18 protein-coding genes are annotated in these 22,329 nt (G+C 59.7%); 4 read left to right on the plus strand and 14 right to left on the minus strand.

Annotated elements, in window-relative coordinates:
• The first annotated feature begins 66 nt into the window (after positions 1-66).
• Entirely contained in the window at positions 67-747 is a 681-nt protein-coding gene (locus EIY71_RS12375) for a Fe2+-dependent dioxygenase (RefSeq protein ID WP_085746897.1), read from the plus strand.
• Positions 748-1,506, plus strand: coding sequence for a tetratricopeptide repeat protein (locus EIY71_RS12380; RefSeq protein WP_256661089.1), 759 nt, complete (start codon positions 748-750; stop codon positions 1,504-1,506).
• A gap of 60 nt (positions 1,507-1,566) precedes the next feature.
• Here the strand turns inward: EIY71_RS12380 and EIY71_RS12385 are convergent, their stop codons facing one another.
• The 5 genes from EIY71_RS12385 to EIY71_RS12405 all read right to left on the minus strand — a co-directional run bounded on the left by EIY71_RS12385 (position 1,567) and on the right by EIY71_RS12405 (position 6,998).
• Positions 1,567-2,730: a type III PLP-dependent enzyme gene (locus EIY71_RS12385; RefSeq protein ID WP_007953693.1), complete on the minus strand. Its 1,164-nt coding sequence runs from the start codon at positions 2,728-2,730 to the stop codon at positions 1,567-1,569.
• Positions 2,731-3,576: 846 nt separating this feature from the next.
• Positions 3,577-4,731: a betaine/proline/choline family ABC transporter ATP-binding protein gene (locus EIY71_RS12390; protein WP_039769215.1), complete on the minus strand. Its 1,155-nt coding sequence runs from the start codon at positions 4,729-4,731 to the stop codon at positions 3,577-3,579.
• Entirely contained in the window at positions 4,728-5,381 is a 654-nt protein-coding gene (locus tag EIY71_RS12395; protein ID WP_007953690.1) for an ABC transporter permease, read from the minus strand. Before EIY71_RS12395 ends, EIY71_RS12390 begins: the two co-directional genes overlap by 4 nt.
• Before the next feature lie 13 nt (positions 5,382-5,394).
• The gene (locus EIY71_RS12400; protein WP_134021845.1) at positions 5,395-6,288 is read right to left on the minus strand and encodes a glycine betaine ABC transporter substrate-binding protein; all 894 of its coding nucleotides are present in this window, start codon (positions 6,286-6,288) and stop codon (positions 5,395-5,397) included.
• 20 nt (positions 6,289-6,308) lie between these two features.
• Positions 6,309-6,998 carry an ABC transporter permease gene (locus tag EIY71_RS12405; protein WP_172667905.1) on the minus strand — a complete coding sequence of 230 codons (690 nt, stop codon included), beginning with the start codon at positions 6,996-6,998 and terminating at the stop codon, positions 6,309-6,311.
• A 356-nt stretch (positions 6,999-7,354) separates the two neighbouring features.
• Between EIY71_RS12405 and EIY71_RS12410 the strand changes: the two genes are divergently transcribed.
• Together EIY71_RS12410 and EIY71_RS12415 are read left to right on the plus strand one after the other, a co-directional pair.
• Complete coding sequence (locus EIY71_RS12410) at positions 7,355-8,938, plus strand: peptide chain release factor 3 (protein ID WP_011332431.1); 1,584 nt, start codon at positions 7,355-7,357, stop codon at positions 8,936-8,938.
• A 257-nt stretch (positions 8,939-9,195) separates the two neighbouring features.
• Complete coding sequence (locus EIY71_RS12415; protein WP_134021847.1) at positions 9,196-9,456, plus strand: hypothetical protein; 261 nt, start codon at positions 9,196-9,198, stop codon at positions 9,454-9,456.
• A gap of 107 nt (positions 9,457-9,563) precedes the next feature.
• On the opposite strand, the gene EIY71_RS12420 is transcribed toward EIY71_RS12415, so the two are convergent.
• From EIY71_RS12420 to EIY71_RS12460, 9 genes are all read right to left on the minus strand, one after another.
• Complete coding sequence (locus EIY71_RS12420) at positions 9,564-10,544, minus strand: peptide ABC transporter ATP-binding protein (protein WP_085746899.1); 981 nt, start codon at positions 10,542-10,544, stop codon at positions 9,564-9,566.
• On the minus strand, positions 10,544-11,512 hold the full coding sequence (locus EIY71_RS12425; protein ID WP_011332433.1) for an ABC transporter ATP-binding protein: 969 nt from the start codon (positions 11,510-11,512) through the stop codon (positions 10,544-10,546). The genes EIY71_RS12420 and EIY71_RS12425 overlap by 1 nt, the downstream gene beginning before the upstream one ends.
• A gap of 10 nt (positions 11,513-11,522) precedes the next feature.
• Positions 11,523-12,449, minus strand: a complete 927-nt coding sequence (locus EIY71_RS12430; RefSeq protein WP_039769224.1) for an ABC transporter permease subunit — start codon at positions 12,447-12,449, stop codon at positions 11,523-11,525.
• 11 nt (positions 12,450-12,460) lie between these two features.
• Complete coding sequence (locus EIY71_RS12435) at positions 12,461-13,471, minus strand: ABC transporter permease subunit (RefSeq protein ID WP_007953665.1); 1,011 nt, start codon at positions 13,469-13,471, stop codon at positions 12,461-12,463.
• Between the two features lie 74 nt (positions 13,472-13,545).
• On the minus strand, positions 13,546-15,141 hold the full coding sequence (locus EIY71_RS12440) for an ABC transporter substrate-binding protein (RefSeq protein WP_134021849.1): 1,596 nt from the start codon (positions 15,139-15,141) through the stop codon (positions 13,546-13,548).
• Between the two features lie 79 nt (positions 15,142-15,220).
• Positions 15,221-16,642 (minus strand): OprD family porin, encoded by a 1,422-nt coding sequence (locus EIY71_RS12445; protein ID WP_038357507.1) that lies wholly within the window; start codon positions 16,640-16,642, stop codon positions 15,221-15,223.
• A gap of 177 nt (positions 16,643-16,819) precedes the next feature.
• Positions 16,820-18,418: an ABC transporter substrate-binding protein gene (locus EIY71_RS12450; protein ID WP_085746902.1), complete on the minus strand. Its 1,599-nt coding sequence runs from the start codon at positions 18,416-18,418 to the stop codon at positions 16,820-16,822.
• A gap of 300 nt (positions 18,419-18,718) precedes the next feature.
• Positions 18,719-20,344 carry an ABC transporter substrate-binding protein gene (locus EIY71_RS12455; RefSeq protein ID WP_129972358.1) on the minus strand — a complete coding sequence of 542 codons (1,626 nt, stop codon included), beginning with the start codon at positions 20,342-20,344 and terminating at the stop codon, positions 18,719-18,721.
• Between the two features lie 260 nt (positions 20,345-20,604).
• Positions 20,605-22,206, minus strand: coding sequence for an ABC transporter substrate-binding protein (locus EIY71_RS12460; protein ID WP_134021851.1), 1,602 nt, complete (start codon positions 22,204-22,206; stop codon positions 20,605-20,607).
• Between the last annotated feature and the right edge of the window lie 123 nt (positions 22,207-22,329).

Here is a 22,329-nt window from a genome sequence, read left to right on the forward strand (position 1 = left end):
GCGGGTTTTACACAGTCAATAAGAATCAATACCATTGCCGCCTCTTTGCCATCAGGTGACATTGCCATGCTGCTGCACATCCCCGGGCTGTTCGCGAAAGACGAAGTGCAGCGTATTCGCGAGGCGCTGGAACAGGCCGACTGGGCCGATGGCAAGATCACCGCCGGCTATCAATCGGCCAAGGCCAAGCACAATCTGCAGCTTCCGGAAGGCCATCCGCTGGCGAAGGAAATCGGCGCGGCGATGCTCGAACGCCTGTGGAAAAACCCGCTGTTCATGTCGGCCGCGCTGCCGCACAAAGTATTCCCGCCGTTACTCAACTGCTACTCGGCGGGCGGCAGTTTCGATTTCCACATCGACAACGCGGTGCGCCAGCCCAAGGGCAGCATCGAGCGGGTGCGCACTGATCTGTCGGCCACGCTGTTCTTCAGCGAGCCAGAGGATTACGACGGCGGCGAGCTGGAGATTCAGGACACCTTCGGCACCCAGCGAGTGAAGCTTCCCGCCGGCGACATGGTCTTGTATCCCGGCACCAGCCTGCACAAGGTCAACGCAGTCACTCGCGGCGCGCGTTATGCCTCGTTCTTCTGGACCCAAAGTCTGGTGCGCGAAGACAGCCAGCGAGCCTTGCTGTTCGAGATGGACGGGGCGATCCAGCAACTCACCCAGGACATGCCCGATCACCCTTCGCTGATCCGCCTTACCGGCACTTACCACAACCTGTTGCGTCGCTGGGTCGAGGTGTAAGTGGCGGATTTTCGGTTACGTCGCGAAGAAGTCCTCGACGTCGAACGCCTCACCGCCATGCTCGAAGAGAGTCCTGCCCGCGCAGCGCAGGCAATTCTGCTGGCGGCGGGTGAGGGCGTGCTGGAAGCGCAGGCGCTGCTCGGGCAGATCCTGCTCGATGGTCACGGGATCGCTCAGGACCAGCCGCTGGCCTTGCGCTGGTTTGAGATTGCCGCCGGGCAAGGTCATCTGATGGCGCGCAACATGCTCGGCCGCTGTCATGAACACGGTTGGGGTTGCGTGGCGGACGCAGCGGTTGCCGCCCAGCAATATCGCGTTGCAGCGGATGCCGGGTTGGATTGGGCGATGTATAACCTCGCCAATCTTCTGGCGACCGGGCGCGGTGTAGCGGTCGATCATCTTCAGGCCATCGCGCTGTATCAAAGCGCGGCCGAGGTCGGGCATGCCAAGTCGATGAACCTGCTTGGGCGTTATCTGGAGGAAGGGCAGGTGTGTGCGGCGGATCCCGCAGCGGCTCGTGACTGGTATCGACGTTCGGCCGAGGGCGGGGACTTTCGCGGGCAATTCAGCTATGCAGCGGTGTTGGCAGATGAGGGGCGGATCGATGACGCGCTCACCTGGCTGGAGAAAGCGCTGGCCGGCGGCAACCTGAATTTCCTGCGCGTGGCCAGCCAGACGCTGGCGAGCGCAACCGATCCGCGAATCCAGGCGCTTGCGCAGGCCTACGCTCACCGTTGCACCGAGTTACAGAGTGCCTGAATCGCAGCCGTAAAAAAGCCCATGACACGTCATGGGCTTTTTGCATTACGCCAGCATCGCTTACACGTAGAACGATTTCAGCGGTGGGAAACCATTGAACTCTACGGCGCTATAACTGGTGGTGTACGCACCGGTCGACAGCCAGTACAGGCGATCACCGATCGCCAGGTTCAGCGGCAGGCCGTACTTGTAGTTTTCGTACATGATGTCGGCGCTGTCGCAGGTCGGGCCGGCGATCACGACTTCTTCCATCTCGCCTTTCTTCTCGGTCCAGATCGGGAACTTGATTGCTTCGTCCATGGTTTCGATCAGGCCGGAGAATTTGCCCACATCGGTATAAACCCAACGCTCGACGGCGGTGCGGGATTTACGCGCGACCAGCACCACTTCACTGACCAGGATGCCGGCGTTGGCAATCAGCGAACGACCTGGCTCCAGGATGATTTCCGGCAGGTCATCACCGAAGTCTTCCTTCAGGAAGCGGATGATTTCTTCGGCGTAGGTTTCCAGGCTGTTGGTGCGGGTGATGTAGTTGGCCGGGAAGCCACCGCCCATGTTGATCAGCTTCAGGTGGATGCCGTCTTCTTCTTTCAGGCGTTCGAAGATCACTTTGACCTTGGCGATCGCCGCGTCCCAGACGCTGATGTCACGCTGTTGCGAACCGACGTGGAACGAGATGCCGTATGGCACCAGACCCAGGTCGCGGGCGAGGATCAGCAGATCCATGGCCATGTCGGTCTGGCAGCCGAACTTGCGCGACAGTGGCCAGTCGGCCGTGGTCGAGCCTTCGGTCAGGATGCGCACGTAAACTTTGGCGCCCGGTGCGGCTTTGGCGATGTTGCGCAGGTCGGCTTCCGAGTCGGTGGCGAACAGACGCACGCCCTTCTCATAGAAGTAGCGAATGTCCTTGGACTTCTTGATGGTGTTGCCGTAGCTGATCTGATCCGCGCTGACGCCGCGGCTCAGCACTTTGTCCAGCTCATAGATCGAGGCGATGTCGAAGCTCGAACCTTTCTCTTTGAGCAGGTCGATGATCTCGACGGCCGGGTTGGCCTTGACCGCGTAGTAGACCTTGGCGAATTCGAAACCGGCGCGCAGGTCATCGTAGGCCTGGGCGATCATCGCGGTGTCGATCACCACGAACGGGGTTTCCTGTTTGTCGGCGAACGCCTTCATTTTCTGAAAGGTTTCGCGCGCGAAATAGTCTTCGACCTGGATCGACATACTTGGGAGCTCCTATTGGCAAACTCGTAAAAACAATGGGTGCGAGGGTGTGTCATCAATGAATTCGCGAGTGCGTTGCGCCTGAGCGCGTGCCAGGCAAGGCGCAGGCCGCCGCTAATGGTCGCTCCCTTCGCAAGGCCTGCAACGCAGCATGGCGCGCGCTCAGGCACAACCCGAAGGGCCGGGCCTGCTTTTGCGCAGGGCAGCGTTGCTCGTCCCTTATTTGGAACAACCAAACTGCGGGCCTCGCGCCTTGCCCTGCGCAAAAGCAGACCCGGCGCACTCGTGAATTCATTGATGACACACCCTCCTGAACGCCCTCCGTATCCCCACTTTGGTTCGCCTACTTCCCAAGGCATGTCGCCGAAAGCAAAAAGGCCATGGGTCGCTGCCCTTGGCCTTGCTGTCTCGTCGTCAGTACTTGAGCCGGATGGATCGTTTCCAGCATGGACGTTCGGCGCGAACTTTAGGGCGTGAGGGGCCTGAGATCAACTAAAAATGTCGCGTTTGTGCACGCTTCTGACGTGCGTCTCGGATATCACTCTTTGTAGCCGACCGAGATGACGGTCAGATGTTCCGCAATAATTTTCAGGTGTTAAAAATACCTGCACGTTCGACGCTGATGTGTGCCAAGTCTTCGATAAGTGCGTTCACTTCAACATCGGCGACGTTGGCGGCGAGAAGGGGAAATGAGGGGGAAGTTGCTGGTTAATGCTGACATTCGCGGACAGGGTCAGCTTTCTCACGTGTTGATATTTCTTGTCGGCACTTCGCTTGCAAAAAAATCACGGCTTTCAGGTTCCGGTGGTCGAAAAAAGGGCTGTCGAACAGCCCTTTTGCGTTTGATCAGGCCACCGCTTCGGCTGGTGACACGATATTGGTCTTCATTCCGCGCGATCGACCCGAACTCAGGTATGCCGCAATCGACTCCTGGGTGACTTCTCCGAGGAACACTCGCTCGGCATCCATTACCGGCAGCCATGAGCGATTGAACTCGTACATGCGCGACAACAGGATGCGCAAATGCTCGTCGTATGCCGCCGTGGCGTTGAACTCGCGCAGGAATTGCGCACAGGTGCCGGTCTGACGATGCAGATCACGACGGCGCACATAACCCAGCGCCTTGTTCTCCGCGTCAGTGACGACGACATAACGACGGTCATGCTCGTCCATCAACTCCAGCGCATCGGCCACCGGGGTTTCCGGGCTCACCGACGGCGCGTTATCCGCCGCATCTTCAGCCTTCACCAGCAGTAGACGCTTGAGGGTGCTGTCCTGACCGACGAAGTTGCTGACAAAGTCGTCCGCCGGATGGGCGAGCAGGGTGTCCGGGTGGTCAATCTGCAACAGTTTGCCGGCGCGGAAGATTGCGATCTTGTCACCGAGCTTGATCGCTTCGTCGATGTCGTGGCTGACCATGATCACGGTCTTGTTCAGCGCACGCTGCATCTCGAAAAATTCGTTCTGGATCATCTCGCGGTTGATCGGGTCGACCGCGCCGAATGGTTCGTCCATCAGCAGCAGCGGCGCATCCGCCGCCAGCGCGCGGATCACGCCGATCCGTTGCTGCTGGCCGCCGGACAATTCACGCGGGTAACGATGCAGGTATTGCTTGGGTTCAAGCTTGATCATGCTCATCAGTTCGCGGGCGCGGTCGTGGCATTTCTGTTTGTCCCAGCCGAGCAGTTTCGGCACCACGACGATGTTCTCTTCGATGGTCATGTTCGGGAACAGACCGATCTGCTGGATCACGTAACCGATGTTGCGGCGCAGGGTCACTTCGTCGAGGTCGGTGGTGTCTTCGCCGTTGATCAGGATCTTGCCCGAGGTCGGCTTGATCAGGCGGTTGATCATTTTCAGCGTGGTGCTTTTGCCGCAACCCGATGGCCCGAGGAACACACAGATTTCGCCTTCATTGACGGTCAGGCTTACCGAGTCCACGGCTTTCACATCCTTGCCGTTGCTTTGGAAGGTCTTGCTGAGGTTTTGAAGTTCGATCATTTGAGGAGTCCTTTTGGAGTCAGCGAACGTTGCAGCCACTGCAAAATAAGGTCGGCGAAGATCGCCAGAAGACTGACCAGCAGCGCGCCGACGATGAGCATCGACATGTCGCTGCGGCTGATGGAGGCGAGGATCAGCACGCCGAGGCCGCCGGCGCCGATGGTCGCGGCAATGGTCATCACGCCGATGTTCATCACCACGGCGGTGCGCACGCCGGCGAGGATCACCGGCACTGCGATTGGCAACTCGACCATGCGCAGGCGCTGGCCGAAGGTCATGCCGATGCCGCGTGCGGCTTCACGAATGCCCGGTTCGACGCCGGTCAGGGCGAGGTAGGTGTTGCGCATGATCGGCAGCAGTGAATAAAGGAACACGGCGGTGATCGCCGGCATCGGGCCAAGGCCCTGGCCGAATTTCGAGTAGAACGGCAGCAGCAGGCCGAACAGGGCAATCGACGGCACGGTGAGTAATACCGTGGCGCTGGCCTGCAAGGGGCCGGCGAGGCTCGGGAAGCGCGTCATCAAAATGCCCAGCGGCACGCCGATGAGGATCGCCAGGCTGACGGCGATGCCGACCAGGGTGATGTGCTGCCAGGTCAGGTGCATTACCTGCTGCCAGTCGAGGTGGGAAAAGGCGTTCAAAAATTCCATGACTTTTCCTCCTTTAGTTCAGTGGATGCTGGCGCAGGAAATCGGCAGCGACTTTCGACGGGCTCTCGTGATCGACATCGACCCGCGCGTTGAGCTGGCGCATGGTTTCGTCGTCGAACAGTTCGGCCAGCGGCTTGAGTTGCTCGGCCAGTTGCGGGTGGGCGTCGAGGTAGGCCTGACGCACCACTGGCGCGGCGGTGTAGTCCGGGAAGTAATGCTTGTCGTCTTCCAAAAGCTTCAGGCCGAAAGCATTGAGGCGGCCGTCGGTGGTGTAGACCAGACCGGCGAACACCTGGCCGTTACGCAGCGCGGTGTAGACCAGGCCCGCGTCCATCTGCCGGATGTTCTTGCGGGTCAGGTTCATGTCGTAGAGCTTGACCATGCCGTCCAGACCGTCGGAGCGGTTGGCGAACTCGGTGTCCAGCGCCACCAGGTGGTTGGTCTTGACTTCAGCCTTCAACACGTCGTTCAACTGGCTGATGGTGTGGATTTGCGGGTATTGCTCGGCCACTTTTTTCGGCAGGGCGAGGGCGTAGGTGTTGCTGAATTTCGACGGCGTGAGCCAGACCAGGCCTTTCTTCGCATCGAGTTCTTTCACCCGGGCGTAGGACTGTGCGCTGTCGAGTTTTTCGGTGACATGGTTGTAGGCCACCAGCGACACACCGGTGTATTCCCAGAGCATGTCCAGTTGCCCGGTTTCGTGGGCGCTGCGGGCCAGGTTACTGCCCAGGCCACCGGTGATCTGCGCGTCGTAGCCTTTGCTGCGCAGGTATTGCGCGGTGATTTCCGCGAGCAGGGTCTGCTCGGTGAATACCCGGGCGCCAAGGCGAATCACCGGTTTGTCAGCGGCTTGGGCGATGCCTGCGAAGAGCAGCACGCAGCCCAGAATCAAACTAAGTCTTTTCATAAATATTCCTTCGCAAAGCCTCAAGACGGGCGCAAACCGCGTTCCAGCCAGAGACGGCTGGCGAGGGTGACCACGCCATCGAGCAGCAGGGCCAGCAGCGCAGTGCACGCGGCGCCGAGCAGCAGTTGCGGCTGATTGTTCAGGGCGATGCCGGGGAAGATCAGGCTGCCGAGGCTGTTGGCGCCGATCAGGAAGGCCAGCGGCGCCGTACCGACGTTGATCGCCAGCGCGACCCGCACACCGCCGACGATGATCGGCACGGCGTTGGGCAATTCGACTTTCCACAGCACCTGACGCGGCGTCATGCCGATCCCGACTGCGGCTTCTTTCAGCGAACCCTGAACGTTTTTCAGGCCTTCATAGGTGTTGCGCACAATCGGCAACAGTGAGGCGAGGAACAAAGCGAAGATCGCCGGGCCGCTGCCGATGCCGAGAATCCCCAGGGCAATCGCCAGCACGGCCAGCGGCGGCACGGTGTTGCCGATGTTGAAGATCTGCATGAAGCGTTCGGCGCGGCCGACCATGGTCGGGCGGCTCAGGAAGATGCCGGCGGGAATGCCCACGACCAGGGCGGCCAGCATTGAAGCGAGGACGAGAATCAGATGAGCTTGCAGGTAAAACAACAAATCGTCGCGGTAGTGTTCGATCGTGTTGATGCCGATCCAGTGGACCAGCAGGGCCAGGAGCGCGATCACCACCGCACCTCCCATCAGCCCTTTGCCATAGCGGATAGCCACAGGCGGACTCCTTTTTTTAGTCGGCGAACGCAGTCCCGTGTGGCATGCCAAGCCTTGGCTGCCGGGAGAGTCGTTCGCGAGAAGCAGCTTTTTTTCAGCCCGGCAAAAGCGGTCTGAAAGCCAGCCATGAGCGCAGCCTCGTCAGGCTAACTTGCTGATTTTTCAGCCCCTGACGAAATGTCGTTACAGGGGATGGACGTCTCCGTGCTTTAAAAGGTTCCCATCTGAGGCAGCATTTGGCCACCCTTAATGTGCTCAACGGTTCGGTTATTGAATCGAGTTGGGCTATAATCGCCGCCCTTTTTTGAATCACCGCCAGGCGATTTCCCATGACCAGACAGGCCGCCGAAGTCGCGAAACGCCGCACTTTCGCCATTATTTCCCACCCCGATGCCGGTAAAACCACCATCACCGAAAAGCTCTTGCTGATGGGCAAGGCGATTGCTGTGGCCGGTACGGTGAAATCCCGTAAATCCGACCGCCACGCGACATCCGACTGGATGGAGATGGAAAAGCAGCGGGGCATCTCGATTACTACGTCGGTCATGCAGTTCCCGTATCGCGAACACATGATCAACCTGCTCGACACCCCGGGCCACGAAGACTTCTCCGAAGACACCTACCGCACTCTGACTGCGGTGGACTCGGCCCTGATGGTTCTCGACGGCGGTAAAGGTGTTGAGCCACGTACCATCGCGCTGATGGACGTCTGCCGTCTGCGTGACACGCCGATCGTCAGCTTCATCAACAAACTCGACCGTGATATCCGCGACCCGATCGAACTGCTCGACGAGATCGAAGCCGTCCTGAAGATCAAGGCTGCGCCGATCACCTGGCCGATCGGTTGCTACCGCGACTTCAAGGGCGTGTACCACCTGGCGGACGACTACATCATTGTCTACACCGCCGGTCACGGTCACGAACGCACCGAAACCAAGATCATCGAGAAGCTCGATTCCGACGAAGCCCGCGCACACCTGGGCGATGAGTACGAGCGTTTCCTCGAACAGCTGGAACTGGTGCAGGGCGCTTGCCACGAGTTCAATCAGCAGGAATTCCTCGACGGTCAACTGACCCCGGTGTTCTTCGGTACTGCATTGGGCAACTTTGGTGTCGACCACGTGCTCGACGCTGTAGTCGACTGGGCCCCGCGCCCGCTGCCGCGCGTAGCCAACGAGCGCACGGTGGAGCCGGTGGAAGAGAAGTTCTCGGGCTTCATCTTCAAGATCCAGGCGAACATGGACCCGAAACACCGCGACCGCATTGCGTTCATGCGTATCTGCTCCGGCAAGTACGAGAAAGGCATGAAGATGCGCCACGTACGTACCGGCAAGGACGTGCGCATCGGCGACGCCCTGACGTTCTTCTCCTCCGAGCGTGAACAGCTGGAAGAGGCGTACGCCGGCGACATCATCGGTCTGCACAACCACGGCACGATCCAGATCGGCGACACCTTCAGCGAAGGCGAAACCCTGGGCTTCACCGGTATCCCGCACTTCGCCCCGGAACTGTTCCGCCGCGTACGCCTGCGCGATCCGCTGAAATCCAAGCAACTGCGCCAGGGCCTGCAACAGCTGGCCGAAGAAGGCGCGACCCAGGTGTTCTTCCCGGAACGCAGCAACGACATCATCCTCGGCGCCGTCGGTGTGCTGCAGTTCGATGTGGTCGCCAGCCGTCTGAAAGAGGAATACAAGGTCGAGTGCTCCTACGAGCCGATCACCGTGTACTCCGCGCGCTGGATCGAATGCAGCGACAAGAAGAAGCTCGAAGAATTCTCCAACAAGGCCGTGGAAAACCTGGCACTGGACGGCGGCGGTCACCTGACCTACCTCGCGCCGACCCGCGTCAACCTGGCCCTGATGGAAGAGCGCTGGCCGGACGTGAAATTCCGTGCGACGCGCGAGCATCACTAAGCGCTGAGCTGTTCCCCCCCAAAGCCCCCGTTGCGTAAGCCTCGGGGGCTTTTTATTGGCTGCCCATCAATCGTTCGAAAGAGGCGACCTCGCTTAGCCGATCCGGTTATGGACGTTATTCGAAAGCGGTCTGTACACGCATGGCATTTCCGGGCATTGGTTAGCGTCCTATCTGGTGAACCCGGCGGATCGGAACTAGATTTCAATCAGCGTCAGGTCAGCATGAATTTCTCACCTGGAACAGGATGGACTCGGCTATGAAAAACAGGTTGCTACGGGTTTTGCTGCTGTTGAAAGTGATGGTGATGCTGTCCCTCGGCACCGCGACGGCCTGGGCCGAGTGCGAGGATCACGAGACCCAGGCCTCCAGCGGGCAGGTGGGGCACAGCGCGCTGATGCTGGCCAAGTCCGAATCCGAGCCCGGCGATCAGGGCCAGGGTGGCAGCGCCGACGATGACGATTCGACCACCGATGAGCCGGACTCCGACGATGCGGACGAAGGCGACAGCCAGACGTAGATTCCGCGCAAAAGAAAACCCCTTCTTTCCCGATCGATGCGCAATCGGGGCAGAAGGGGTTTGGTCAACTCATCAACAACCCGCCCCGGGAAACGGGGCGGGTTTTTTCATGCCGCGCCGTCGAGGAACTGCTCGGCGTAGTGGCATGCAACCTGACGCGTGTCGAGCTGGCGCAGGACCGGCTCTTCGCTGCTGCAACGCGCGGTGGCGTACGGGCAGCGCTTGTGGAACGCGCAGCCAGGCGGCGGGTTCAGCGGGTTGGGCAGCTCGCCGACGATCTTGATTTTCGGCTTGTCCGGATCCGGGTGGATGGTCGGGGTCGCCGACAACAGCGCCTGGGTGTACGGGTGCAGAGGACGGGCATAGATGTCGTGTTTCGGACCGATTTCCACCGGGCGACCGAGGTACATCACCATCACGTCATCGGCCACGTGCTGCACCACCGCCAGGTTGTGCGAGATGAACACGTAGCCGGTGTTGAACTCCTGCTGCATGTCCATGAACAGGTTCAGCACCTGCGCCTGGATCGACACGTCCAGCGCCGAGGTCGGTTCGTCCGCCACCAGCACTTTCGGTTGCAGCATCATGGCGCGGGCCAGCGCGATACGCTGACGCTGACCGCCGGAGAACATGTGCGGATAACGCTGGTAGTGCTCGGGACGCAAGCCGACCTGCTTCATCATCGCCTGGACTTTCTCGCGACGCTCGGCAGCTGACAGGTTGGTGTTGATCAACAGCGGCTCGGCCAGCTGATCACCGATTTTCTGCCGTGGGTTCAACGATGCGTACGGGCTCTGGAACACCATCTGCACGTCTTTGCGCAGTTGCTTGCGCTGGGCCTTGTCGGCGCCGGCCACTTCCTGCCCGGCGATTTTCAGCGAGCCGGATGACGGCTCCTCGATCAGGGTCAGGGCGCGGGCGAGGGTGGATTTGCCGCAGCCCGATTCACCGACGACGGCGAGGGTCTTGCCGGCTTCCAGCTCGAACGACACGCCGTTGAGGGCGCGCACGGTGGCGTGGCCCTTGAACAGGCCACGGGAGACTTCGTAGTGACGGGTCAGGTCGCGGGCGGTAAGTACGACGGCCATTACGCCACCTCCTGGTTCAACGGATAGAAGCAGCGGGCGAGGCTGTGGCTTTTCGGGTCAAGGGTCGGACGCTGCGCGCGGCAGCTGTCCTGCACGTACGGGCAGCGCGGCGACAGCAGGCAGCCTTGCGGGCGGTCGTAACGGCCGGGAACGATGCCCGGCAGGGTGGCCAGACGCTCGGCACCCTGGCTGTGTTCCGGAATCGCCTTGAGCAGCGCTTCGCTGTACGGGTGGGCGGGGATGTCGAACAGTTGCGGCACCTGTCCGACTTCAACGGCTTGACCGGCGTACATCACGCACACGCGCTGGGCGGTTTCGGCCACCACGGCGAGGTCGTGGGTGATCAGCACCAGGCCCATGTTCTGTTCTTTCTGCAACGCCAGCAGCAGATCCATGATCTGTGCCTGAATCGTCACGTCGAGTGCGGTGGTCGGCTCGTCCGCGATCAGCAGTTTCGGCTCGCCGGCAATCGCCATGGCAATCGCCACACGCTGGCTCATCCCGCCGGACAGTTGGTGCGGGTAGGCATCCATACGGCTGGCGGCGCCCGGGATTTCAACTTTTTCCAGCAGCTCGATCGCACGCTTGCGCGCTTGCTTGCCGGACATTTTCAGGTGCAGGCGCAGCACTTCTTCGATCTGGAAACCGACGGTGTAGCTCGGGTTCAGCGCGGTCATCGGGTCCTGAAACACCATCGCCAGGTCTTTGCCGACGATCTGCCGACGCTGACGATTGTTCAGCTTGAGCATGTTCTTGCCGTCGAAGCTCAGCGAGTCGGCGGTGACGATCCCCGGGTGCTCGATCAGGCCCATCAGCGCCATCATGGTCACGGACTTGCCGGAACCCGACTCGCCCACGATCGCCAGGACTTCGCCCTTGTCGACTTTCAGGTCGAGGCCGTCGACGACCGGGGTGGCGTTCTTGTCGCCGAAGCGAACATTGAGATTCTTGATTTCTAACAGTGACATGGGAATCTCCTCAGGCGGCGTTCTTGAGTTTCGGGTCCAGCGCATCGCGCAGGCCGTCGCCCATCAAGTTGATTGCCAGCACGCTGAGCAAAATGGTCAAACCAGGCAGACTCACCACCCACCAGGCGCGTTCGATGTAGTCGCGGGCCGAAGCCAGCATGGTGCCCCACTCAGGGGTTGGCGGCTGAACGCCGAGGCCGAGGAAGCCCAGGGCGGCGGCATCGAGGATCGCCGAGGAGAAGCTCAAAGTCGCCTGAACGATCAGCGGTGCCATGCAGTTCGGCAGCACGGTGATGAACATCAGGCGTGGCAGACCGGCACCGGCCAGGCGCGCGGCGGTCACGTAGTCGCGGTTCAGCTCACCCATCACGGCGGCACGGGTCAGACGCACGTAGGACGGCAAGGACACCACGGCAATCGCGATCACGGTGTTGATCAGGCCTGGGCCGAGGATGGCGACGATCGCCACGGCCAGCAGCAGCGACGGCAGGGCCAGCATGATGTCCATCAGACGCATGATGGTCGGGCCGACCACTTTCGGGAAGAAACCGGCGAACAGACCCAGCAGGATCCCCGGGATCAGCGACATCACCACCGACGACAGACCGATCAGCAGCGACAGGCGCGAACCCTGGATCAGACGCGACAGCAGGTCGCGACCCAGTTCATCGGTGCCGAGCAGGAACTGCATCTGCCCGCCTTCGAGCCACGCCGGCGGCGTCAGCAGGAAGTCGCGGTATTGCTCGCTCGGGTTATGCGGGGCGACCCACGGCGCGAAGATCGCGCAGAAAATCACCAGCAGCATGAACAGCAGGCCGGCGACGGCGCCCTTGTTCTTGGCGAAGGCCTGCCAGAACTCTTTGTACGGGGACGGGTACAGCAGACTTTGATCCACGGCGGTGGCGGCGGTGACTACTGAGGAAGTTGGAGTGCTCATGGGTATTGACCTCAGCGCTGATGACGGATGCGTGGGTTGGCAAAGCCGTAGAGGATGTCCACCACGAAGTTGACCAGAATCACCAGGCAGGCGATTAACAGGATGCCGTTTTGCACAACCGGGTAGTCCCGGGCGCCGATGGCTTCGATCAGCCATTTACCGATGCCGGGCCAGGAGAAGATGGTTTCGGTCAGGACCGCACCGGCCAGCAGGGTGCCGACTTGCAGGCCGACCACGGTCAGTACCGGGATCAGCGCGTTGCGCAGGCCGTGCACGAACACCACGCGCGACGGCGACAGGCCTTTGGCCTTGGCGGTGCGGATGTAGTCTTCACGCAGTACTTCGAGCATCGACGAACGGGTCATCCGCGCGATCACCGCCAGCGGAATGGTACCCAGCACGATGGCCGGCAGGATCAGGTGGTGCAGGGCATCGAGGAAGGCGCCCATGTCATCGGCCAGCAGGGTGTCGATCAGCATGAAACCGGTGCGCGGCTCGATGTCGTAAAGCAGGTCGATCCGCCCGGACACCGGGGTCCAGCCCAGGCTCACCGAGAAGAACATGATGAGGATCAGACCCCACCAGAAAATCGGCATCGAATAACCCGCGAGGGAGATGCCCATCACCCCGTGGTCGAACAGGGATCCTCGCTTGAGGGCCGCGATCACCCCGGCCAGGAGGCCCAGGATGCCGGCGAACAGCAGGGCGGCCATGGACAGTTCCAGGGTCGCCGGGAAGAGGGAGGTGAACTCGGTCCATACGCTCTCACGGGTGCGCAGGGATTCGCCGAGATCGCCGTGGGCCAGTTTGCCGATGTAGTCCAGGTACTGGGCGTACAGCGGTTTGTTCAGACCGAGGCGTTCCATTGCCTGAGCGTGCATTTCGGGGTCGACCCGACGTTCGCCCATCATCACTTCCACGGGGTCGCCGGGAATCATGCGAATCAACGCGAAAGTCAGCAAGGTGATGCCGAAAAACGTGGGGATCAACAACCCCAGTCGGCGGGCAATAAAACTAAACATCGTGTGTGGTACCTCATCAGCCGGTTAGGCGTGCCCGGTTTCCCTGGGGTCAGGGAAACCGGGAGTTTTCTTATCTACTTCACCTGGGTGGTGGCGAAGTTATTGGTTGTCAGAGGGCTGATGTGATAACCCTCTACGTTGTTGCGCATTGCGGTGAACATGCGGGTGTGGGCCATGCTGATCCACGGTTGGTCCTGATTGAAGATGACTTGCGCCTCTTCATACAGCTTGGCGCGTTCGGCCGGATCTACTTTAGCCCGTGCTTCGTCGAGCAGGGCCTGGAATTTCTCGTTGCACCAGCGAGCGTAGTTTTCGCCGTTCTTGGCGGCTTCGCAACTGAGCATAGGCGTCAGGAAGTTATCCGGGTCGCCGTTGTCGCCCGCCCATCCGGCTGAAACCATGTCGTGCTCGCCGGCCTTGGCGCGTTTGAGCATCTCGCCCCATTCCATCACGCGGATGTCGATCTTGATCCCGACTTTCGCCAGGTCAGCCTGCATCATCTGCGCGCCGAGCATCGGGTTCGGGTTGGTCGGGCCGCCGCCGTTGCGGGTGAACAGAGTGAACGTGGTGCCTTCCGGTACACCGGCTTCCTTGAGCAGGGCGCGGGCCTTGTCGAGGTCTCGTGGCGGGTTTTTCAGCTCGTGGTTGTAGCCCAGCAGGGTCGGCGGGTACGGGTTGACCGCCACGCTGGCGTTGCCTTTGCCGAACAGGGCGTTGACGTAGGCTTCCTTGTCGAAGGCGATGTCGATCGCTTTGCGCACCCGCACGTCGCTGATGTACTTGTGCTGGGTGTTCATGGCGATGTACGAGACGGTCATCGCGTCCATTTCATCGACTTTCAGGTTGCTGTCTTTCTTGATGCTCGGGATGTCATCCGGTTTCGGATACAGCGCGATCTGGCACTCATTGGCCTTGAGCTTCTGCAAACGCACGTTGTTGTCGGTGGCAATCGCCAGGATCAGCGCGTCAGCCGGCGCCTTGCCGCGGAAGTAGTCCGGGTTGGCCTTGAAGCGTACCTGGGCGTCCTTGGCGTAACGCTGGAAGATGAACGGGCCGGTGCCGACCGGTTTGCTGTTCAGGTCGCCGGTCTTGTTGGCCTTGAGCAACTGGTCGGCGTATTCGGCCGAATAGATCGAGGAGAACGCCATGGCGATGTCGGCCAGGAACGGCGCTTCGCGACGGGTCAGGGTGAACTTGACGGTGTTGTCGTCGACTTTCTCAACGCCTTTCAGCAGTTCCTTGAAGCCCATGCTTTCAAAGTACGGAAAGCCCACGCTCGACAGCTTGTGCCACGGGTGATTCGGGTCCAGCTGACGCTGGAAACTCCAGACCACGTCGTCGGCGTTCATGTCGCGGGTCGGCTTGAAATATTCGGTGGTGTGAAACTTGACGCCTTTGCGCAGGTGGAACGTGTAGGTCAGGCCGTCTTCGCTGATGTCCCAGGACTCGGCCAGCGCCGGAATCACTTCGGTGGTGCCGGGCTTGAAGTCCGCCAGACGGTTGAAGATGGTTTCGGCCACCGCGTCGGCAGTGACTGCAGTCGTGTACTGGACCATATCGAAGCCTTCCGGACTGGCTTCGGTGCAGACCACCAAGGGTTTGGCCGAGACGCCGATAGCGACACTCAGCAACGCAGCCGCGATGGCCGCACGTAGGGGAAGCATTTTCATCAAGAACCCTCTGCAATCGGTTGAAGACAAAAAGCCGAACGGCCGACTCGTCACTGAGTCAGCCGTCGGCTGGCGGTTTTTACAGGATGTTGAATGGAATGGTGGTCACGAGACGGAACTCGTTGATGTTGCCGTCAGCCTGGTGTTCGCTGGCGCGGTGAGTGGTGTACGTCGCGCGAATCGCAGTGGCCTTGAGCGGGCCGCTCTGCACGGCGTAGGAAGCACCGATGCCGTATTCGTAGTGCGATTCGCCGTCCATCAGGCTCAGGTCGCCGCGCTTGTCATCTGGAATGGTGTAAGCCGTGCCACGGTAGTGAGTACCGTCAATGCCCCAGCCGCGAGCCTGATAGATGTTGAACTTCAGGCCTGGTACGCCGTATTCGGCCATGTTGATGCCGTAGGCGATCTGGAAGGATTTCTCGTTCGGGCCGTTGAAGTCCGACAGCAGGGAGTTGGCCAGGTAGATGCCGTTGGTTTCATGCAGGTAGTCGAAGTACTCGTTACCGTTCACTTGCTGGTACGAGAAGGTCAGGCTGTGGGCCTGGTGAGTCAGGCCGAGGGACAACGAGTAGGTATCGTTGTCGATGTTGCCCATCAGTTTTTTGCCTTCGTCGACGGTCTTGTAGTAGTTCAGACCGGTGGTCAGGCTCAGGACCTGGCTGTCACCCAGTTCGTGGGTACCGCCGAAGTAGTACTGATTCCAGAAGTCTTCGACGTTGGCGACGTACAGGCTGGTTTTCAGGCTTTTGAGCGGCTGATAGTTCACGCCCGCGGTGTAGACCTTGTCGGTTTCTTCGCCGTTGGCGCCGTATTCGGAACGGAATTTCGACAGGCTCTGCTCGGTACGTGGCGAGACGCGGTCGAAACCGGCGAGGTCGAACGACAGGTTGTTCAACTCCTCGCTATGCAGACTGATCCCTTCAAAGCTCGAAGGCAGCGGACGGTTGCCGATAACATCGACAATCGGCGTGCTGAAGTTCTGACGACCGGCGGTCAACGTGGTGTTCGACACGCGGAACTTGACGTTGGCCAGACCCAGTTTGCTCCACTGGTCGACCGCATCTCCGTCGGAGTGAGCCAGGGTGCGGTTGGAGCCACCGGCGATGTCCTTGCGGTCGCGATCCAGCACGATGGCGTTGTAAGCGGCCACTTCAGTGCTGACGCCCACGGTGCCCTGGGTGAAGCCCGAGGTGTAGTTGACGATGGTGCCCTGAACCCAGTTGATACGACGCGGGGTCTTTGTTCTGACCACTGGCGAGGTGTCTTTGTCGCTGTTTTTCACGTAACTGAAACTGTCGTCACGACGACGCAGTTCGTTGGCATACCAGTTACGCGTTGTGCCGCCCAGGCTTTGTCCATCGATAAAGCCTTTGGCCTCGCTTTGGGCGCTGCTGCCGGCCAATGTGGTAGGGACGAACTCCTGACTTGCAGGTTCTGCGTACGCCGTGGCGGTGATGCTGCTGATGGCCAGGGCCAGTATCGCGGTGCTGCTCAGTTTCATGGGTGAAGCTCCTTTACTTTCTTTTTATGCCGGCTTTTTTGGGTTGGCCGGTTATTGGTTTAGAACTCATTCACACATCGCAAACGTTTGCAAAAGGCCTGATAGGCGAGTTTCGGCAAAGCGCTTGCGTGAGGGGGTAGACGGCCCCCTCAGCATTGCGGCTAATCGGTTTTTTGTTTAATCGATGCTGACACCCGAAAAAACGTTGCGACCGAACGGGCTCACCTTGAACCCTTCGACTTTGGTGCTCAGTGGCTGGTTGACCGTCGAGTGAGCGACAGGCGTGATCGGCACTTGCTGCTTGAGCAGTTGCTGGGCCTGTTTGTAGAGCACGGTGCGCTGGTCGCGGTCGGTGACGACCTTCGCCTGTTTGATCAGCTTGTCGTAAGCCGGATCGCACCACATGGAGTAGTTGTTGCCGCCGATGGCGTCGCAGCTGTAGAGCGTGCCGAGCCAGTTGTCCGGATCCCCGTTGTCACCGGTCCAGCCGATCAGGCTGATGTCGTGCTCGCCATTCTTGGTGCGCTTGATGTACTCGCCCCATTCGTAGCTGACGATTTTCACTTTCAGACCGATCTTGGCCCAGTCGGCCTGGAGCATCTCGGCCATCAGTTTGGCGTTCGGGTTGTACGGACGTTGTACCGGCATCGCCCACAGGGTGATCTCGGTGCCTTCCTTGACGCCGGCAGCCTTGAGCAGCTCTTTGGCTTTTTCCGGGTTGTAGGCGGCGTCCTTGATGGTGTCGTCGTAGGACCATTGGGTCGGCGGCATGGCGTTGACGGCCAGTTGGCCGGCGCCTTGATAAACAGCGTTGAGAATCCCCTGTTTATTCACCGCCATATCCAGCGCCTGACGCACTTCGAGCTGGTCGAACGGCTTGTGGCGCACGTTGTAGGCGATATAGCCGAGGTTGAAGCCTGGTTTCTCGATCAATTGCAGTTTCGGGTCGTTCTTCAGTGCCGGCACATCGGCCGGACGCGGGTGCAGGGTGACCTGACATTCACCGGCCTTGAGCTTCTGCACACGTACCGAAGCGTCGGTATTGATCGCGAAAATCAGGTTCTTCAGCTTCACCCGGCTCTGATCCCAGTAATGCGGGTTGCCGGTGTAGCGGATGTTCGAGTCTTTCTGGTAGCTCTTGAACACGAACGGCCCAGTGCCGATCGGCTTCTGGTTGATGTCGCTCGGCTTGCCCTCGGCCAGCAGCTTGTCGGCGTATTCGGCAGACAGGATGGCGGCGAAGCTCATGGCGATGTTCTGGATGAACGCGGCGTCGACGCTGTTGAGCGTGAACTGCACGGTCAGCGGCCCGGTCTTTTCGACCTTGGCGATGTTCTTGTTGAGGCTCATCCCGTTGAAATACGGGAACTCGGTCGGATAAGCCTTACGGAATGGCTGTTGCGGATCGAGCATGCGGTTAAACGTGAACAGCACGTCGTCGGCGTTTAGATCGCGTGTAGGTTTGAAGTATGGCGTTGTATGAAACTTCACACCTTCACGCAGGTGAAAGGTGTACTTGAGACCATCCTCGGAAATATCCCAGCTGGTTGCCAGGCCCGGTACGACATTGGTCGCGCCTTTTTCGAACTCGGCCAGTCGGTTGTACAGCGGTTCGGCGGCGTCGTTATCGGTCGCTGTCGTGTACTGCGCGGTATCGAAACCGGCCGGACTGCCTTCGGAGCAGAACACCAGACTGTTGCTGGCGGCGTCACTGGCGGACGTGGCGGCCAACAGGCCGGCGCCCAGCAATGCGGAAAAAACCAAGGTATGGCGCATGACGCTCCCTCTTTTTTTAGTGTTTTTCAATGCGCCGCGATCCCGTCCAGGGATGTGGTGGCGGCATTGAGCTCAAACCAATACGGCAGCAAAACCGATAGCCCACGCAGTCACTGGTCAGAACCCGACGGTAGGGGCCGTGGGTCTGGCAGTAAATGCGCTGAGTCCTAAAGACTCGTAGGAAAAGGCAACACGTCCTGAACCAACCCAGTAAGACGGGGCGGAAAAGGTTGTAGGCAAATTCCTGACTTCTCGGCAAAAAAAACAGCGGCGACGCTGAAAACGTCGCCGCTGCTTCTTTTATTTGCTGACGCTGACGCCGTAGAAGGAGTTCAAGCCGAATGGGCTGATCTTGAAGTCCTGCACGTTGGCGCGCATGGGTTGATACACCGTCGAGTGAGCGATAGGTGTCATAGGGACTGCATCTTTGAGGACGTGCTGCGCCTCTTTGTAGAGTTCGGTGCGCTTGGCCTGGTCAGTGGTGCGCTTGGCTTCTTTCACGAGGCCGTCGAATTTCTTGTCGCACCATTTGGAGAAGTTGTTGCCACTCAGGGAGTCGCAACCAAACAACACGTTGAGCCAGTTGTCCGGATCACCATTGTCACCGCTCCAGCCAATCAGCATGCCCTGGTTCTCGCCACCTTTGGAACGCTTGATGTACTCGCCCCACTCGTAGCTCTGAATCTTCACGTTCAGACCGATTTTCTTCCAGTCGGACTGGAGCATTTCGGCCATCAGTTTGGCATTCGGGTTGTACGGACGCTGAACCGGCATCGCCCACAGGACGATCTCGGTACCTTCCTTGACGCCGGCTTCCTTGAGCAGCTGTTTGGCTTTCTCAGGATCGTACTTGGCGTCCTTGATGGTGGTGTCGTAGGACCACTGGGTCGGCGGCATGGCGTTGACGGCCAGTTGGCCCGCACCCTGGTAAACCGAGTCGATGATCTGTGGCTTGTTCACCGACATGTCAAGTGCCTGACGCACGCGCAGGTCAGCCAGCGGGTTCGGCTCGTTGCTGCCCTTGACCTTGTCCATCACGTTGTAGGCGATGTAGCCCAGGTTGAAGCCAGCCTGGTCAGGCATCTTCAGCGCAGGATCGGCTTTCAGTGCCGCGAGGTCGGCCGGACGAGGGAACAGGGTGACCTGGCACTCGTTCTTTTTCAGCTTCTGGATACGTACCGACGGGTCGGTGGTGATGGCGAAGATCAGGTTGTCGATCTTCACGTCTTCAGGCTTCCAGTAGTCCTTGTTCCCGGTGTAGCGGATGTTGGAGTCTTTCTGGTAGCTCTTGAACACGAACGGACCAGTGCCGATCGGCTTCTGGTTGATGTCGGCAGCCTTGCCTTCTTTCAGCAGCTGGGCTGCGTACTCGGCGGACTGGATCGACGCGAAGCTCATGGCCATGTTCTGGATGAACGCGGCGTCGACTTCTTTCAGAGTGAACTTGACGGTGTGGTCGTCGACTTTATCGATCTTGGTGATGTTGGTGTCCATCCCCATGTCGGTGAAGTACGGGAATTCGGTCGGGTACGCCTTACGGAACGGGTCATCCTTGTTAATCATGCGATTGAAGGTGAACAGCACGTCGTCGGCGTTGAACTCACGAGTCGGCTTGAAATACGGGGTGGTGTGGAACTTGACGCCTTCACGCAGGTGGAAGGTGTAAGTCAGGCCGTCATCAGAAATGTCCCACTTGGTCGCCAGACCAGGAATCACGGCGGTACCGCCACGCTCGAACTGGGTCAGACGGTTGAACATGGTTTCGGCTGAGGCGTCGAAGTCGGTTCCGGTGGTGTATTGGCCTGGATCGAAACCGGCCGGGCTGCCTTCGGAGCAGAACACCAGGTTAGTCGCAGCGGTGGCGAAAGGTGCGGAGGCTAACAAGCCTGCGCCGACTAAAAACGGAATGACCGCGTGTTTAAGCATGTTGGCCTCATGATTTGTTGTCATTTTTTAGTTGTGAGGTACGACCTCGTGAGTCGTGCCTGCGGATACTTATGCAGGGCCCATACCCAATGCAAGATCCAGAGCGCTCGGCGGCGTCAAAGCGTGGCACGAACGTACCTTAATGTCGCATCCGTATAACTTCTGACGCATTTGACCGTTTGCGGACGGTTTTTACGGTGCAAACGAAGCCCCAAAACGGTGCGTTGGTCACGTTGTGCGCGCCGGATTGGGGCCGGGTGTTACTTATTTATACCCACGCCATAGAAGGGGGTTAGACCGAACGGGCTGATCTTGAAGTCAGTGACTTCCTTGCGCAGCGGCTGGAACACCGTGGAGTTGGCGATCGGCGTGATCGGTACCTGCTGTTTAAGGATCAGTTGCGCCTGTTGATACAGTTTTACCCGCTGCGATTTATCGGTGGACACCTTGGCCTGCTGCACCAGCTTGTCGTAGGCCGGGTCGCACCATTTGGCGTAGTTGCTGCCCTTCACCGCCGCGCAGCTGTAAAGCACGCCAAGCCAGTTGTCCGGGTCGCCGTTGTCACCAGTCCAGCCGTAAATCATCGCGTCGTGTTCGCCGTTCTTGGCGCGTTTGATGTATTCGCCCCATTCATAGCTGACGATGTTGGCCTTGATGCCGATCTTCTCCCAATCCTGCTGGATCATCTGGGCCGACATCCGCGCATTCGGGTTCGAGGCGCGTTGCACGGTCATGGCCCAGAGGTTGATGGTTGTACCGGGTGCAACCCCGGCTTCCTTGAGTAGCGCCTTGGCTTTTACCGGGTCGTGCGGCGCGTCTTTTATGTTCGGATCGAATGACCATTGCGCTGGCGGCAAGGCGTTTTGCGCGAGCTGCCCGGCACTCTGGTAAACCGCTTTGATGATTGCCGGTTTGTCGATGGCCATGTCCAGCGCCTGGCGCACTTTGAGCTGATCCAGCGGCGGGTGGGTGGTGTTGTAGGCGAGGAAGCCGAGGTTGAAACCGGCCTGCTTCAACACCCGCAGGTTCGGGTCTTTTTCCATCACTTCGATGTCGGCCGGGCGCGGGTAGCCGCTGACCTGGCATTCGCCGGTCTTGAGCTTTTGCAGGCGAACGGCGGCGTCCGGGGTGATCGAGAACACCAGGTTATCGAGCTTCACGTCCTCGGGTTTCCAGTAGTCCCTGTTCGCTGCGTAGCGGATCTGCGCGTCCTTCTGGTAGCGCTTGAACACGAACGGGCCGGTGCCGACCGGTTTCTGGTTGAGGTCGGCGGCGTGGCCTTCCTTCAACAGTTGGGCGGCGTATTCGGCCGATTGCACCGAGGCGAAGCTCATGGCGAGGTTTTGCACGAAGGCGGCGTCGACGTTGTTCAGGTTGAAGCGCACGGTGTTTTCGTCGAGCTTTTCCACGGATTTGATCGTGGTGTTCAGGCCCATGTCGGTGAAGTACGGGGATTCGGCGGGGTAGGCCTTGCGGAAGGCGTTCTCCGGATCGAGCAGGCGCTGGAAGGTGAACAGGACGTCGTCGGCGTTGAAGGTGCGGGTGGGGGTGAAGTAGTCGGTGGTGTGGAATTTTACGTTTTGGCGCAGGTGGAAGGTGTATTGGAGGCCGTCCGGGCTTACGTCCCAATTGGTCGCCAGGCCGGGTTCGATTTCGGTGCCGCCGCGTTTGAATTGGGTTAGGCGGTTGAAGACTGTTTCGGCGGAGGCGTCGAAGTCGGTGCCGCTGGTGTATTGGCTGGGGTCGAAGCCGGCGGGGCTGGCTTCTGAGCAGTAGACGAGGGTTGTTGCGGCGTTGGCGATTGGGGTTATGGCGGTCAGGGCCAGGGTTATTAGAAGTGGTTTGAAGGTGAATCGATCCATGGAGTCCCCGGGTGCACTGGAGGTAGTTGTGGGGAGGAGGGTAGCCGGGGTTTCGGTGGGCGCGGAAATATCGTTTTTCTAGGTGAGGTGTCTATCTCGGTATATCTGGGGTGATTGTGTGCA

The organism is Pseudomonas sp. CH235 (genome assembly GCF_004368175.1).
GTDB classification, from domain to species: domain Bacteria; phylum Pseudomonadota; class Gammaproteobacteria; order Pseudomonadales; family Pseudomonadaceae; genus Aquipseudomonas; species Aquipseudomonas paraglycinae.

What these genes read in the sequence shown, in the direction of transcription:
- EIY71_RS12405 (WP_172667905.1), bottom strand. Translation starts at nt 6,998, where the DNA reads ATGGGAGGTGCGGTGGTGATCGCGCTCCTGGCCCTGCTGGTCCACTGG.
- EIY71_RS12445 (WP_038357507.1), bottom strand. Translation starts at nt 16,642, where the DNA reads ATGAAACTGAGCAGCACCGCGATACTGGCCCTGGCCATCAGCAGCATC.
- EIY71_RS12435 (WP_007953665.1), bottom strand. Translation starts at nt 13,471, where the DNA reads ATGTTTAGTTTTATTGCCCGCCGACTGGGGTTGTTGATCCCCACGTTT.
- EIY71_RS12455 (WP_129972358.1), bottom strand. Translation starts at nt 20,344, where the DNA reads ATGCTTAAACACGCGGTCATTCCGTTTTTAGTCGGCGCAGGCTTGTTA.
- EIY71_RS12385 (WP_007953693.1), bottom strand. Translation starts at nt 2,730, where the DNA reads ATGTCGATCCAGGTCGAAGACTATTTCGCGCGCGAAACCTTTCAGAAA.
- EIY71_RS12375 (WP_085746897.1), top strand. Translation starts at nt 67, where the DNA reads ATGCTGCTGCACATCCCCGGGCTGTTCGCGAAAGACGAAGTGCAGCGT.
- EIY71_RS12460 (WP_134021851.1), bottom strand. Translation starts at nt 22,206, where the DNA reads ATGGATCGATTCACCTTCAAACCACTTCTAATAACCCTGGCCCTGACC.
- EIY71_RS12400 (WP_134021845.1), bottom strand. Translation starts at nt 6,288, where the DNA reads ATGAAAAGACTTAGTTTGATTCTGGGCTGCGTGCTGCTCTTCGCAGGC.
- EIY71_RS12440 (WP_134021849.1), bottom strand. Translation starts at nt 15,141, where the DNA reads ATGAAAATGCTTCCCCTACGTGCGGCCATCGCGGCTGCGTTGCTGAGT.
- EIY71_RS12425 (WP_011332433.1), bottom strand. Translation starts at nt 11,512, where the DNA reads ATGTCACTGTTAGAAATCAAGAATCTCAATGTTCGCTTCGGCGACAAG.
- EIY71_RS12410 (WP_011332431.1), top strand. Translation starts at nt 7,355, where the DNA reads ATGACCAGACAGGCCGCCGAAGTCGCGAAACGCCGCACTTTCGCCATT.
- EIY71_RS12420 (WP_085746899.1), bottom strand. Translation starts at nt 10,544, where the DNA reads ATGGCCGTCGTACTTACCGCCCGCGACCTGACCCGTCACTACGAAGTC.
- EIY71_RS12395 (WP_007953690.1), bottom strand. Translation starts at nt 5,381, where the DNA reads ATGGAATTTTTGAACGCCTTTTCCCACCTCGACTGGCAGCAGGTAATG.
- EIY71_RS12415 (WP_134021847.1), top strand. Translation starts at nt 9,196, where the DNA reads ATGAAAAACAGGTTGCTACGGGTTTTGCTGCTGTTGAAAGTGATGGTG.
- EIY71_RS12430 (WP_039769224.1), bottom strand. Translation starts at nt 12,449, where the DNA reads ATGAGCACTCCAACTTCCTCAGTAGTCACCGCCGCCACCGCCGTGGAT.
- EIY71_RS12390 (WP_039769215.1), bottom strand. Translation starts at nt 4,731, where the DNA reads ATGATCGAACTTCAAAACCTCAGCAAGACCTTCCAAAGCAACGGCAAG.
- EIY71_RS12450 (WP_085746902.1), bottom strand. Translation starts at nt 18,418, where the DNA reads ATGCGCCATACCTTGGTTTTTTCCGCATTGCTGGGCGCCGGCCTGTTG.